Annotated in this window: 15 protein-coding genes; 8 read left to right on the forward strand and 7 right to left on the reverse strand. The window is 71.8% G+C overall.

The genetic code is table 11. From position 1 onward, the window contains the following. Positions 1-115 precede the first annotated feature (115 nt). Complete coding sequence (wblA, locus tag AC07C1_RS26955; protein WP_478943217.1) at positions 116-454, forward strand: transcriptional regulator WblA; 339 nt, start codon at positions 116-118, stop codon at positions 452-454. A gap of 304 nt (positions 455-758) precedes the next feature. On the opposite strand, the gene bagB is transcribed toward wblA, so the two are convergent. Beyond that, positions 759-2,123, reverse strand: a complete 1,365-nt coding sequence (bagB, locus tag AC07C1_RS26960) for an ATPase BagB (protein ID WP_478943014.1) — start codon at positions 2,121-2,123, stop codon at positions 759-761. Continuing rightward, the gene (gene bagA, locus AC07C1_RS26965; RefSeq protein WP_478943016.1) at positions 2,120-3,097 is read right to left on the reverse strand and encodes an ATPase BagA; all 978 of its coding nucleotides are present in this window, start codon (positions 3,095-3,097) and stop codon (positions 2,120-2,122) included. The genes bagB and bagA overlap by 4 nt, the downstream gene beginning before the upstream one ends. 142 nt (positions 3,098-3,239) lie before the next feature. Between bagA and AC07C1_RS26970 the strand changes: the two genes are divergently transcribed. The 4 genes from AC07C1_RS26970 to AC07C1_RS26985 all read left to right on the forward strand — a co-directional run bounded on the left by AC07C1_RS26970 (position 3,240) and on the right by AC07C1_RS26985 (position 5,680). Then, positions 3,240-3,404, forward strand: a complete 165-nt coding sequence (locus AC07C1_RS26970) for a Sp36 family protein (protein ID WP_136744038.1) — start codon at positions 3,240-3,242, stop codon at positions 3,402-3,404. Further along, positions 3,401-3,865: a RidA family protein gene (locus tag AC07C1_RS26975; RefSeq protein WP_478943018.1), complete on the forward strand. Its 465-nt coding sequence runs from the start codon at positions 3,401-3,403 to the stop codon at positions 3,863-3,865. Before AC07C1_RS26970 ends, AC07C1_RS26975 begins: the two co-directional genes overlap by 4 nt. A gap of 67 nt (positions 3,866-3,932) precedes the next feature. Further along, a complete protein-coding gene (locus AC07C1_RS26980; RefSeq protein ID WP_478943020.1) occupies positions 3,933-4,853 on the forward strand; it encodes an NUDIX hydrolase in 921 nt (306 codons plus the stop codon). Beyond that, complete coding sequence (locus tag AC07C1_RS26985) at positions 4,850-5,680, forward strand: MBL fold metallo-hydrolase (protein ID WP_478943022.1); 831 nt, start codon at positions 4,850-4,852, stop codon at positions 5,678-5,680. Before AC07C1_RS26980 ends, AC07C1_RS26985 begins: the two co-directional genes overlap by 4 nt. 178 nt (positions 5,681-5,858) lie before the next feature. Here the strand turns inward: AC07C1_RS26985 and AC07C1_RS26990 are convergent, their stop codons facing one another. Both AC07C1_RS26990 and AC07C1_RS26995 read right to left on the reverse strand, forming a co-directional pair. Continuing rightward, positions 5,859-6,680, reverse strand: coding sequence for a nucleotidyltransferase domain-containing protein (locus tag AC07C1_RS26990; protein ID WP_478943024.1), 822 nt, complete (start codon positions 6,678-6,680; stop codon positions 5,859-5,861). 199 nt (positions 6,681-6,879) lie between these two features. After that, the gene (locus AC07C1_RS26995) at positions 6,880-7,554 is read right to left on the reverse strand and encodes a Crp/Fnr family transcriptional regulator (RefSeq protein WP_094218401.1); all 675 of its coding nucleotides are present in this window, start codon (positions 7,552-7,554) and stop codon (positions 6,880-6,882) included. A 438-nt stretch (positions 7,555-7,992) separates the two neighbouring features. On the opposite strand from AC07C1_RS26995, the gene nth reads away from it, so the two are divergent. The 3 genes from nth to AC07C1_RS27010 all read left to right on the forward strand — a co-directional run bounded on the left by nth (position 7,993) and on the right by AC07C1_RS27010 (position 10,895). Next, on the forward strand, positions 7,993-8,829 hold the full coding sequence (nth, locus tag AC07C1_RS27000; RefSeq protein ID WP_478943026.1) for an endonuclease III: 837 nt from the start codon (positions 7,993-7,995) through the stop codon (positions 8,827-8,829). Positions 8,830-8,883: 54 nt separating this feature from the next. Further along, entirely contained in the window at positions 8,884-9,579 is a 696-nt protein-coding gene (locus AC07C1_RS27005; RefSeq protein WP_478943028.1) for an NUDIX hydrolase, read from the forward strand. A gap of 116 nt (positions 9,580-9,695) precedes the next feature. Further along, positions 9,696-10,895, forward strand: coding sequence for a MarP family serine protease (locus AC07C1_RS27010; RefSeq protein ID WP_478943029.1), 1,200 nt, complete (start codon positions 9,696-9,698; stop codon positions 10,893-10,895). A gap of 16 nt (positions 10,896-10,911) precedes the next feature. On the opposite strand, the gene AC07C1_RS27015 is transcribed toward AC07C1_RS27010, so the two are convergent. From AC07C1_RS27015 to AC07C1_RS27025, 3 genes are all read right to left on the reverse strand, one after another. Continuing rightward, the gene (locus AC07C1_RS27015; RefSeq protein ID WP_053656296.1) at positions 10,912-11,091 is read right to left on the reverse strand and encodes a hypothetical protein; all 180 of its coding nucleotides are present in this window, start codon (positions 11,089-11,091) and stop codon (positions 10,912-10,914) included. A gap of 183 nt (positions 11,092-11,274) precedes the next feature. After that, positions 11,275-12,207, reverse strand: coding sequence for an alpha/beta fold hydrolase (locus AC07C1_RS27020; RefSeq protein WP_478943031.1), 933 nt, complete (start codon positions 12,205-12,207; stop codon positions 11,275-11,277). Beyond that, a complete protein-coding gene (locus AC07C1_RS27025) occupies positions 12,204-12,692 on the reverse strand; it encodes a phage holin family protein (RefSeq protein WP_478943033.1) in 489 nt (162 codons plus the stop codon). Before AC07C1_RS27025 ends, AC07C1_RS27020 begins: the two co-directional genes overlap by 4 nt. Between the last annotated feature and the right edge of the window lie 24 nt (positions 12,693-12,716).

Consider the following 12,716-nt stretch of genomic DNA (forward strand, 5'->3'; position numbering starts at 1 on the left):
GGGCCCGAAGGGGGTGTTGCGTTGTGCCCACCTTCCGTAACGTCCTCAACTGGCGGCGGTGAATATGCCGCTGCCGCCGTGGGGGAGCCTCGATTCGGGAGAGGACGGCGCCGGTATGGGCTGGGTAACCGACTGGAGTGCGCAGGCTGCCTGCCGCACTACCGATCCGGATGAACTGTTCGTTCAGGGAGCAGCGCAGAACAGGGCCAAGGCGGTGTGCACCGGATGCCCGGTACGCACCGAATGCCTGGCCGACGCGCTGGACAACCGCGTCGAATTCGGCGTGTGGGGAGGCATGACGGAGCGGGAGCGCCGCGCACTGCTGCGCCGGCGGCCCACCGTGACCTCCTGGCGAAGGCTGCTGGAAACCGCTCGCTCGGAATACGAGCGCGGTATCGGGATCGTGCCCCTCGACGACGACGAGGTGTACGAGAACTACGCGGCGGTGAGTTGAGGGCATCACCATCCGGCACACCCGGGGGCGCATCACCCGCACCCGGCATACGCCACGGGAAGCTTCAGGCGGAGCCAGGGACGCATGGCTAGGGCATATGCCCGGGGTGAGGTCGGCCTGTCATGGGGCGCGAGAGGCACCGATCGGGCCTACGCCTGGGAAGCCGCGATCGGCCCACGGCCCCGCCCCGGCCGCGCCTGCGACCGCACGCGCATGCCTGCGCGTGGTCGGCACCGACTTCGCGCCGGTACGCGCGTACGTGCTCAGGAGCGTACGACTCCGCGTAGCCGCCCGCGGATGGGCGCTACGTCGGCTCCGTCCGCCCTGCCGCACCCGCGGCCAGCCGGGCGCCGATGTCACGCAGACCCGTGAGGTCGTGGACGTCACCGGGCAGCGCGGGTACGTCGACCACCGCCACCTCGGGGTGGCGGGCGGTGAACCGGTCACGCGTGCGCTGCTCGCGCGAGAGCAGCCGCATGCGCTCGGCGTGCAGCCTCAACAGGCCCGCGGTGAGCTGGTCGACGGGGCGTTCCGTGTCGGCGGGGGAGCCTTCCTCGGAAGCGGTGTCTCCGGCTGCGGCCTCGGCCTCGGAAGTGGTGTCACCGGCTGCGGCCTCGGATGCGGAAGTTCGTGAACTGCCGTACGTGTCGGGAGAGTTACGAAGTCCAGCTTTCCCGTCCCCCTGATCCACAATGCGGGGGTCCTCAAGATTTTCCGCAGCGGCGAGTGCTCGCTCGGCCGACAGCCGGCCGGCGCCGCTGCCGTGGACCCGGTTCAGCACCAGTCCGACCAGCGGCATGCTCTCCGCGGCCAGCCGCTCCACGAAGTACGCGGCCTCGCGCAACGCGTCCCGCTCCGGGGCCGCCACGACCAGGAACGCCGTGCCGGGCGCCTGGAGCAGCTTGTACGTGGCGTCCGCGCGCGTACGGAAACCACCGAAGGTGGTGTCCATCGCGGCCACGAACGTCTGCACGTCCTTCAGCAGCTGACCGCCCAGCAGCTTGCCCAGTGTGCCGGTCATCATCGACATGCCGACGTTCAGGAAGGCCATCCCCGCGCGGCCGCCCAGCTTGGCCGGCGCGGTGAGCAGGCGGATCAGCCGGCCGTCCAGGAACGAGCCGAGCCGCTTGGGCGCGTCCAGGAAGTCCAGCGCCGAGCGGGACGGCGGGGTGTCGACCACGATCAGGTCCCACTCCTCCTTCGCCCGCAGCTGGCCCAGCTTCTCCATCGCCATGTACTCCTGCGTGCCCGCGAAGCCCGCCGAGAGCGACTGGTAGAAGGGGTTCGCCAGGATCACGGCCGCCCGCCCGGGGTCCGTGTGCGCCTCCACGACCTCGTCGAAGGTGCGCTTCATGTCGAGCATCATGGCGTGCAGTTCGCCGTCGCCCTCGGTGCCCTTCACCCGGCGCGGCACATTGTCGAGGGAGTCGATGCCCATCGACTGGGCCAGCCGCTTGGCCGGGTCGATGGTCAGGACGACCACCTTGCGGCCCCGCTCGGCCGCCCGGAGCCCGAGGGCCGCCGCGGTCGTCGTCTTGCCGACCCCGCCCGAACCGCAGCACACCACGATCCGCGTCCCGGGGTCGTCCAGCAGCGGATCGACCTCGAGCGCACGCGTGGGGGAGAGGGGGCGGGCCGTGTCCTGTGCCTCGGCCGGGTCCGGACTCATGACAACCCCTGCTTCCGCAACTCGGTGGCGAGTTCGTACAGGCCCGCGAGGTCCATGCCCTCGGCGAGCAGCGGCAGTTCGTTCAACGGCAGGCTCAGCTCGCCGAGGACCGCGCGCTGCTCCTGCTCCAGCGCGTACCGCTCGGCGTACTCGGCTGCCTGTGCCAGCAGCGGATCCACCAGCTTCTCGGCGTTCCCGCCCCGCCGGGCCCCGCCGAGCCCCGCGGTCGAGAGCGCCTGTGCGACCGATGAACGCTCCACGGTCCGTACGAGTTCCAGGTCGGCCGCGTCCAACACCTGCGGCCGGACCATGTTCACGATGACCCGGCCCACCGGCAGCCCTGCCGCGCGGAGTTCGGCGATGCCGTCGGCGGTCTCCTGCACCGGCATCTCCTCCAGCAGTGTGACCAGGTGCACCGCCGTCTCCGGCGACTTGAGCACCCGCATCACCGCCTGCGCCTGGTTGTGTATCGGGCCGATCTTCGCGAGGCCCGCCACCTCGTCGTTGACGTTCAGGAAGCGGGTGATACGGCCGGTCGGCGGGGCGTCCATGACGACGTGGTCGTAGGCGAACCGGCCTCTCTTGTCCTTGCGGCGCACCGCCTCGCACGCCTTGCCGGTCAGCAGGACGTCCCTGATGCCGGGTGCGATGGTGGTGGCGAAGTCGATGGCGCCGAGCTTCTTCAGGGCTCTGCCCGCCCCGCCCAGTTTGTAGAACATCTGGAGGTAGTCCAGAAGGGCGAGTTCCGGATCTATGGCGAGGGCATGCACCTCACCGCCCCCCGGAGCCACCGCGATCTTGCGCTCCTCATACGGCAACGCCTCCGTTTCGAAGAGCTGTGCGATGCCCTGCCGGCCCTCGACCTCCACGAGAAGCGTCCGCTTCCCCTCGGTCGCGAGGGCCAGCGCGAGGGCGGCGGCGACCGTCGTCTTTCCGGTCCCGCCCTTGCCGCTGACGACCTGGAGCCTGCTCACGCCTTCGAGACTAACCAGTCCCGGCGAAAGTCACGCGGGAGGCTGTGGATAACGGCGGTGATAGTCGGCCACGTGTTCGGTCGACGGCGGCCGCCGCGGTCGGCCATCTGCCCCTGTGACCGCAGCGGCTACAGTCGGCCTCATGACCAAGAAGTGGGAATACGCGACCGTGCCGCTGCTCGTCCATGCCACGAAGCAGATTCTGGACACCTGGGGCGAGGACGGCTGGGAACTCGTCCAGGTCGTGCCGGGGCCCAACAACCCCGAGCAGCTCGTGGCCTACCTGAAGCGGGAGAAGCAGGCGTGAGCGCGGTCGAGACCAAACTGGCCGAAATGGGCCTGGCCCTGCCGGAGGTCGTACCGCCGCTGGCCTCGTACCAGCCGGCCGTGCAGTCCGGTGTGTATGTGTACACCGCCGGCCAGCTGCCGATGGTGCAGGGCAAGCTGCCGGTCACCGGCAAGGTGGGCGCGGAGGTCACGCCGGAGGAGGCCAAGGAGCTGGCCCGCGTCTGCGCGCTGAACGCGCTGGCCGCCGTGAAGTCCGTCACCGGCGACCTGGACCGCATCGCGCGCGTGGTGAAGGTGGTCGGCTTCGTCGCCTCGGCGGCCGACTTCACCGGGCAGCCCGGTGTCGTCAACGGCGCCAGTGAACTGCTCGGTGAGGTCCTGGGCGACAAGGGCGTGCACGCCCGCAGCGCGGTCGGCGTCGCGGTGCTGCCGCTCGACGCGCCGGTCGAGGTCGAGATCCAGGTGGAGCTCACCCGGTAACCCACTGCCGCCCCGCTGACCTCGGGCACCTCTCGAACATTCGCCCTATACGGGATAGCCTCCGGCCATGGCGAACGGTCAGTGGTACCCCCCGGAGTGGCCGGACCGCATCCGCGCGCTCGCGGACGGCACCCTCACCCCCGTGACCCCCAGGCGCGCGGCCACGGTGCTGCTCCTGAAGGACACCCCCGACGGCCCGGTCGTCCACATGCTGCGCAGACGCGCCTCCATGGCCTTCGCCGGAGGCGCGTACGCGTATCCCGGTGGCGGTGTCGACCCGCGCGACGACGACCGCCAGGTCCGCTGGGCGGGCCCCGCGCGCGCGTGGTGGGCCGAACGGCTGGGAGTGGACGAGAGCGGCGCCCAGGCCATCGTCTGCGCGGCCGTGCGGGAGACGTACGAGGAGGCCGGTGTGCTGCTCGCCGGGCCCGACCCGGACTCGGTCGTCGGCGACACCACGGGCGACGACTGGGAGGCGGACCGGGCCGCCCTGGTCGCGCGTGAGCTGTCCTTCGCCGAGTTCCTGGACCGGCGCGGCCTGGTGCTGCGCTCGGACCTGCTGGGCGCCTGGACCCGCTGGATCACCCCCGAGTTCGAGGCCCGCCGCTACGACACCTGGTTCTTCGTGGCCGCCCTCCCCGAGGGGCAGCGCACCCGGAACGCGTCCACGGAGGCCGACCGCACGGTGTGGATCCGACCCGAGGAGGCCGCCGGCGGCTACGACAAGGGCGAGCTGCTGATGATGCCGCCCACCATCGCCACGCTGCGCCAGCTGCTGCCGTACGCCACGGCGGCCGAGGCGCTGGCGGCCGCCCCCGCGCGCGACATGACGGCGGTGCTGGCGAGCGCCCGCCTCCAGGACGGCGAGATCGTCCTGTCCTGGCCGGGGCACGACGAGTTCACCAAGCACATCCCGACGGCCGGGACGACCACGGTGACGCCCGCTGGGACCACCACGCCGACGACGACCGGTGGAGGTCCCGCATGACCGACGCAGCAGCCCTGCCGGGCCGGCCCCGGGACACCGTCCTCTCGGGTCCCGCCACCGAACGGGCCGTCAACGTCCTCGCGCCGAACGCCTCCGCGATGACCCTGGACGGCACCAACACCTGGATCGTCGCCGAGCCCGACTCCGACCTGGCCGTGGTGATCGACCCGGGCCCGATGGACGACGGTCACCTGCGCACCGTCGTGGCCACGGCGGAGAAGGCCGGCAAGCGCATAGCCCTGACCCTGCTCACCCACGGCCATCCCGACCACGCCGCGGGCGCCGCCCGGTTCGCCGAGCTGACCGGCACGCGCGTGCGTGCCCTCGATCCTGCGCTGCGGCTCGGCGACGAGGGCCTGGCCGCCGGAGACGTGATCGCCGTCGGCGGACTGGAGTTGAGGGTCGTACCGACCCCCGGGCACACCGCGGACTCGCTGTGCTTCCATCTCCCGGCCGACCGGGCGGTGCTGACCGGCGACACCATCCTCGGGCGCGGGACGACGGTCGTGGCGCATCCCGACGGGCGGCTCGGCGACTATCTGGACTCGCTGCGTCGGCTGAGGTCCCTCACGGTGGACGACGGCGTGCACACCGTCCTGCCGGGCCACGGGCCGGTCCTGGAGGACGCCCAGGGCGCCGTCGAGTTCTACCTGGCCCACCGCGCCCACCGGCTCGCCCAGGTGGAGACGGCGGTCGAGGACGGCTACCGCACCGCGGCCGAGGTCGTCGCCCATGTCTACGCCGACGTGGACCGCTCGCTGTGGCCGGCGGCGGAACTGTCGGTGCGGGCCCAGATGGACTACCTGAGCGACCACGGGCTGATCTAGGGGCTGCCGTCCGGCTCATGCGGGCACGGCTCATGCGGCCACGGCTCACGCGGTCCCGGACCATGTCGGCCCGGCTCACGCGGGCACGGCTCACGCGGGCCCGGACCATGGCGGCCCGGACCATGGCGGCCCGGTTCACGCCGGCACCGATCCGCCGGCCTGATCCGGAAGACGCTCGTCAGTCCGGCCGGGCGGTCTTGACGCCGTGCACGCGCGTGTACTCGTCGGCGAGCCAGCGGCCGAGGTCGTCGACGTAGGCCCGAAGCGTGTCCGGGTCGCCGACGGGCTCGTAGCCGTGATCCGCCGCCGTACGCATCTGCGCGGCCCGCCCGGGATAGTACGTGCCGAACGCCTCGGCCATCTCCCGCAGCTCGCTCGTCCAGCCCTGCCAGCGGGGCATGACGAGCGTGAAGCCGGTGCGGACGAGGTGCCGGGACATGAAGCGCACGAGCGGCCGGCGGGCCTCCTCGGTGTCCTCGGCGTGCTCGATCCGCTCCCGCCAGCGCGGCAGCCACCGGGCGAGGTCGCCGTTGGTCTCGCGGGCCAGCAGGGAGTCGGGGCGGTAGCGGGGCAGGTACGCGGCGAGGTCGTCGCCGAGCAGCGGGGTGCACAGGCAGGCGACGAACCAGCCCAGGTCGTACCGCTCCAGGTCGCTCAGCAGCCGGTCCCGGCCGTAGAGCAGCGTGCCGACGCCGTCGATCTGCGGGAATTCCTTGTCGACGGCCTCGCCGAGGGCCCGGACCGTCTCCCGGTCGGCATCGGCCGGCTCCTCGCCGAGGGCGACGAGCAGATCCAGGTCGCTGCGACCCACGCGCGCGGTGCCGCGCGGGACCGAGCCGTAGAGGTAAGCGCTGTGCAGGCGTGCGCCGAAGGCGTCCGCGAGCCGGTCGCGGGCGGCGGCCACGACCGGGCGGAAGGCGCCGGGCACGCGCGCGAGGGAGCCTTCGCGGGCGAGATAGCCCTGGGCGTCGAGTCCGGGACGGCGAACCGTTTCGGTCATGTGCTCACTGTGCCGCGCACGCCTGCCTCGGACAGCCGATCTTCGAGCACGGACGCAGCGACGACAGCCCGTCCGGCGCTCGAGGCCGTTCGGGAGGAAGCAGGAGCCTGCGGGCCGCGGCCCCCGGGAACGGCGGTCGCGACAGCGGGGCCCTGCTTCCGGGAAGCGGGACCCCGATGCCGTACGGGCGGGGCCGGCGTCAGCGGGACCGCTTGGCCAGGCGCTCGACGTCCAGCAGGATCACGGCCCGCGCCTCCAGGCGGAGCCAGCCGCGCTGGGCGAAGTCCGCGAGGGCCTTGTTCACGGTCTCGCGGGAGGCGCCGACCAGCTGGGCCAGCTCCTCCTGGGTGAGGTCGTGGACGACGTGGATGCCCTCCTCGGACTGCACGCCGAAGCGGCGCGAGAGGTCCAGCAGGGCTCGGGCGACACGGCCCGGGACGTCGGAGAAGACCAGGTCCGACATGGCGTCGTTGGTCTTGCGCAGCCGGCGGGCGACGGCGCGCAGCAGGGCGCCGGCCACCTCGGGCCGCACGTTCAGCCAGGGCTGTAGGTCACCGTGGCCGAGGCCGAGCAGCTTCACCTCGGTCAGCGCGGTCGCGGTCGCCGTACGCGGGCCCGGGTCGAACAGCGACAGCTCGCCGATCAGCTCGCTGGGGCCGACGACGGCGAGCATGTTCTCGCGGCCGTCGGGGGAGGTGCGGTGCAGCTTGACCTTGCCCTCGGTGACGACATACAGCCGGTCACCGGGGTCGCCCTCGTGGAACAGCGAGTCACCGCGTGCGAGGGTCACCTCACTCATGGAGGCGCGGAGCTCCGCGGCCTGCTCGTCGTCGAGCGCCGCGAAGAGCGGGTTGCGCCGCAGAACGTCGTCCACGAGTTCTCTCCCTTGTCGACCTGCTCAGGGGATCTTGCTCCCCCGTTGCCAGGGGACCGTGTTCCCCATTTTGCCGGGCGGTCCAAACAGTGTGATCTGTCACAAGGATGCCGCACAGGTGTCCCGAGGTACGCGGCAGGGGTCCAATCGGGGGCCGATCTTCCGCATCAGGGGCGGTGGCCGCCGCCCGGCCGCGACGCGGGCCGGGTGCCCAAGTCGCCGGTGAGAGCACGGCACACGGGGTTGTCGGAGGCTGTTCAAGTGGTCGAGGCTCGTGATTCCGCTGTGGGCGAACAGTCTCCGGCGGGTGCAACAAACCGGATGAATCAGACGCGCGGCTGCGGTCGCTCGGCGCCTGCCCGGGGAGCGGTCGTCCGAAGGGCCGGTCGTCGCGATGATCGGCCACCCGTGCCAGTCGCGTCGGCGTAGCCTTCGTGCATGGCAGTGAGCAAGGCGCGCAAGGTGGCGACGGCGGTGACCGAGGCGGTGAAGCCATGGAAGCCGGAGTCGCGGACGGGGCTCGTTCGACGGGCACGCAAGATCAACCGCGAACTCGCCGAGGTGTACCCGTACGCCCACCCCGAGCTGGACTTCGAGAACCCCTTCCAACTGCTGGTCGCCACCGTGCTGTCGGCCCAGACCACGGACCTGCGGGTCAACCAGACCACCCCGGCGCTGTTCGCCAAGTACCCGGCCCCCGAGGACCTGGCCGCCGCCAACCCGGAGGAGGTCGAGGAGATCCTGCGCCCCTGCGGCTTCTTCAGGGCCAAGACCCGGTCGGTCATAGGGCTGTCCAAGGCGCTCGTGGAGGGCTTCGGCGGTGACGTGCCGGGCAGGCTGGAGGACCTCGTCAAGCTGCCCGGCGTCGGCCGCAAGACCGCCTTCGTCGTCCTCGGCAACGCCTTCGGCAGGCCCGGGATCACCGTGGACACCCACTTCCAGCGGCTGGTGCGGCGCTGGCGGTGGACCGAGGAGAGCGACCCGGACAAGATCGAGGCCGCCGTCGGCGCGTTGTTCCCGAAGAGCGAGTGGACCGATCTGTCCCACCATGTCATCTGGCACGGCCGCCGCATCTGCCACGCCCGCAAGCCCGCCTGCGGCGCCTGCCCGATCGCCCCGCTCTGCCCGGCCTACGGCGAGGGCGAGACCGACCCGGAGAAGGCGACGAAGCTCCTGAAGTACGAGAAGGGCGGCTTCCCCGGCCAGCGGCTCAACCCGCCGCAGGCCTACCTCGAAGCGGGCGGCAGGCCGGCGCCGCCACTGGGGGCCGCGTGACGGAACGATCTCGGGGCCCTCGGGCGTTGGACAGGCAGAGCGACGGGGGTGGCGATGACGAGGGCCAGTGAGACGCGGGGCGGTGCGGTGGCGCTCAGCAAGGAAGGGCTGCCGGACTGGCTCGACCCGGTCGTACGGGCCGCCGAGACGGTCGAGCCGCTCCAGCTCAGCCGCTTCCTGCCGCCGGAGAACGGCTCGGGACGGCAGTCCGCGGTGCTGATCCTGTTCGGCGAGGGCGAGCGCGGCCCCGAGCTGCTGCTCATGGAGCGGGCCGGCTCCCTGCGGTCGCACGCCGGGCAGCCGTCCTTCCCGGGCGGCGCCCTCGACCCCGAGGACGGTGATCCGCAGGGCGACGGCCCGCTGCGGGCCGCGCTGCGCGAGGCCGAGGAGGAGACCGGCCTCGATCCGTCCGGCGTCCAGCTCTTCGGCGTCCTGCCCGCCCTCTATATCCCGGTCAGCGGTTTCGTCGTCACACCGGTGCTCGGCTGGTGGCGCGAGCCCAGCCCGGTCGGCGTCGTCGACCCGAACGAGACCGCCCGCGTCTTCACCGTCCCCGTGGCCGATCTCACGGACCCCGCCAACCGCGCCACCGCCGTCCACCCCAGTGGACACCGAGGTCCGGCATTCCTGGTCGAATCGGCCCTGGTCTGGGGTTTCACGGCCGGAGTGATCGACCGCCTGCTGCACTACGCGGGCTGGGAGCGCCCCTGGGACCGGGAGCAGCAGGTCCCCCTCGACTGGCGCGCATGACAGGGTGAACCCCGTGCTGTATCCCCGGGGGGACGCTGTGTCCCACAGCCACTGCGTGGCGGGCCGGCCCCCGGCCGAGCTGCTGGGAGCGGAGTGAAGAGGCGAGGCCTGAAGCGGTGAACGTGCTGGACATCCTGTTGCTGATCGCGTCCGTGTGGTTCGCGGTCGTGGGCTATCGCCAGGGCTTCGTCGTCGGCATCCTGTCGGTGATCGGGTTCCTGGGCGGCGGCCTCGTCGCCGTGTACACGCTGCCCGTCATCTGGGACGCCGTCACCGACAACGCGGAGGTCGGCGCCACCGCCGCCGTCGTCGCCGTGGTCGTCGTCATCGTGTGCGCCTCGATCGGCCAGGCCCTGACCACCCACCTCGGCAACAAACTGCGCCGGCACATCATCTGGTCCCCCGCCCGCGCCCTGGACGCCACCGGCGGCGCGCTGGTCAACGTCGTCGCGATGCTGCTGGTCGCCTGGCTGATCGGCTCCGCTCTCGCCGGTACGACCCTGCCGACGCTCGGCAAGGAGGTGCGCGGCTCCAAGGTGCTCCTCGGCGTCTCCCGGGCGCTGCCCGCGCAGGCCGACACCTGGTTCGCGGACTTCTCCTCCGTCCTCGCGCAGAACGGCTTCCCGCAGGTCTTCAGCCCGTTCTCCACCGAACCGATCAAGGACGTCCAGCCGCCCGACCCGGCCCTGGCGAGGAGCGCGGCCGCCACCCGTGCCCAGCGCTCCATCGTCAAGGTCACCGGCACCGCGCAGAGCTGCGGCAAGGTCCTGGAGGGCAGCGGCTTCGTCTTCGCCGACCGCCGGGTCATGACCAACGCGCACGTCGTCGGCGGAGTCGACGCGCCGAGTGTGCAGATAGGCGGCGAGGGCCGCAAGTACGACGCCAAGGTCGTCCTGTACGACTGGAAGCGCGACATCGCCGTCCTCGACGTACCGGACCTGAAGGCGACCACCCTCAAGTTCACCAGGCGGGACGCGTCCGGCGGTGACGGCGCGATCGTCGCGGGCTTCCCGGAGAACGGCGCGTACGACGTGCGCGCCGCGCGCGTGCGCGGGCGCATCACCGCGAACGGTCCGGACATCTACCACCGCGGCACGGTGCGCCGTGACGTCTACTCGCTGTACACGACCGTCCGCCAGGGCAACTCCGGCGGCCCGCTGCTCACGCCCGACGGCAAGGTGTACGGCGTGGTCTTCGCCAAGTCCCTCGACGACGCGGACACCGGCTACGCGCTGACCGCGGACGAGATCCAGCGTGACATCGACCAGGGACGTACGGCCAACGAGCAGGTCGGTACGGACAGCTGCGCGCTGTGATCCCCGGAACGGGCGTTCAGCCGCGTGGGTGACGCAGACGCACGGAGACCCAGCGGGCCCGGCGGCGCAGGATGCGCGGAATCCCCACCCGCAGGTCCGCTTCCGCCAGTTGCGGGGTGCCTCGCTGAGGCGTGCTCAGGCCGGCGGCCGAGCGGCGGTTGCGGGGTGCGTCACTGTAGTCGTGCGTCCAGCCCATACCCCGACGTGTGCCCCCGACCCAAGGTCGATAACCGCCTCCACGCCCCCCAATTGGCCTATGCGGCAGGCATGTGGCCGTTCGAAGGACAACTGTTCACGATCCGGATACTCGGCGCGTCGAACCCGTCACAATACGGTCACCTGCCGGGCTCGTCCGGCAGTCGCCGCCCGGCTCGCTCGATCACCGGTCGGGCTCGGGATCCTTCAGCCAGTTGACCAGCTCGGTGGAGAACGCCGCCGGATCCTCCTCGTGCGGGAAGTGCCCGAGCCCGTCGAACAGCCGCCAGCGGTACGGCGCTTCGACGTACTCGCCCGATCCGGCCGCACTGCGTGTGCGGCTCACCGGATCCAGTGAGCCGTGCAGATGCAGCGTGGGCACCCGCACCGGCCGCTTCATCCTGCGGTAGAACTGGACGCCGTCCGGGCGGGCCAGCGAGCGCACCAGCCAGCGGTACGGCTCGATCGCGCAATGTGCCGTGGACGGGATGCACATGGCCCGCTGGTACGTCTCCACGGTGTCGTCCTCCGGCAGCCGCGGCCCGGACCAGTCCCGGATCAGACGGCCCACCAGCGCCCCGCCGTCCGCGGTGAGTTGACGCTCCGGAAGCCACGGCCGCTGGAATCCCCAGATGTAGGAGTTGGCGGCCGTCTGCCGGGCGTCCCGCAGCATCGCCGCGCGCCAGCGCCGCGGATGCGGCATCGACACCACGGCGAGGCGCCTGACGAGCTTGGGCCGCATCGCGGCCGCCGTCCACGCCAGGTAGCCGCCCAGGTCGTGTCCGACCAGCGCGGCGTCCGGCTCGCCCAGCGAGCGGATCACCCCGGTGACGTCCAGGGCGAGGTTGGCGGGGTCGTACCCGCGGGGCGTGCGGTCGCTGCCGCCGACACCCCGCAGGTCCATCGCCACCGCCCGGTAGCCCGCGTCCGCGAGCGCGACCAGCTGGTGCCGCCAGGTCCACCAGAACTGCGGGAAGCCGTGCAACAGCAGCACCAGGGGACCGTCGCCGAGTTCGGCGATGTGGAACCGGGCGCCGTTCGCGGCGACGTCCCGGTGCGTCACCTTCTGCCCGTGGGGCAGTTCGATCCGGACGGCCGAGGGGGCGGGTTCGGTCATGACGACGAGCGTGCCACAGCCTCGATGGCCGCGGGCGCCCGGTCCTCGGGCAGTTCGGGGCGCGGGTGCGGCTTGGCGTTCTGCAGGACGCCCGCCGTCTCCTTCATCGAGGCGGCCACCTTCTGCGGGCCCTGGCCCTTCTTGGCCTTCTTCGCGAACGCCGTGCCGATCAGCGCGAGGAGGCCGGCGACCAGCACGTTGGCCGCGAAGGACAGCACGAAGCAGATGGCCAGGTTCCAGTGGGTCCAGGTACGGATGCCGTAGGCGAGGGCGAAGTTGAGCATGGGCAGGGAGAACAGCAGCACCGCGCCCGCCACCGAGAAGGCGCCGCCGCTCACCGCGCCGCGCTTCACGTCCTGCTTGAGCTGGGCCTTGGCCAGCGCGATCTCGTCGTGCACCAGCGCCGACATTTCGGTCGTCGCCGAGGCGAACAGCTGGCCGATGCTGCGTTCGGTGCCGACCGGGCTGCCGTCGGGTGCGCTCATCGCGTTCTCCCTCTGAGGTTTCTC

It is taken from the genome of Streptomyces sp. NPDC045022 (genome assembly GCF_056432605.1).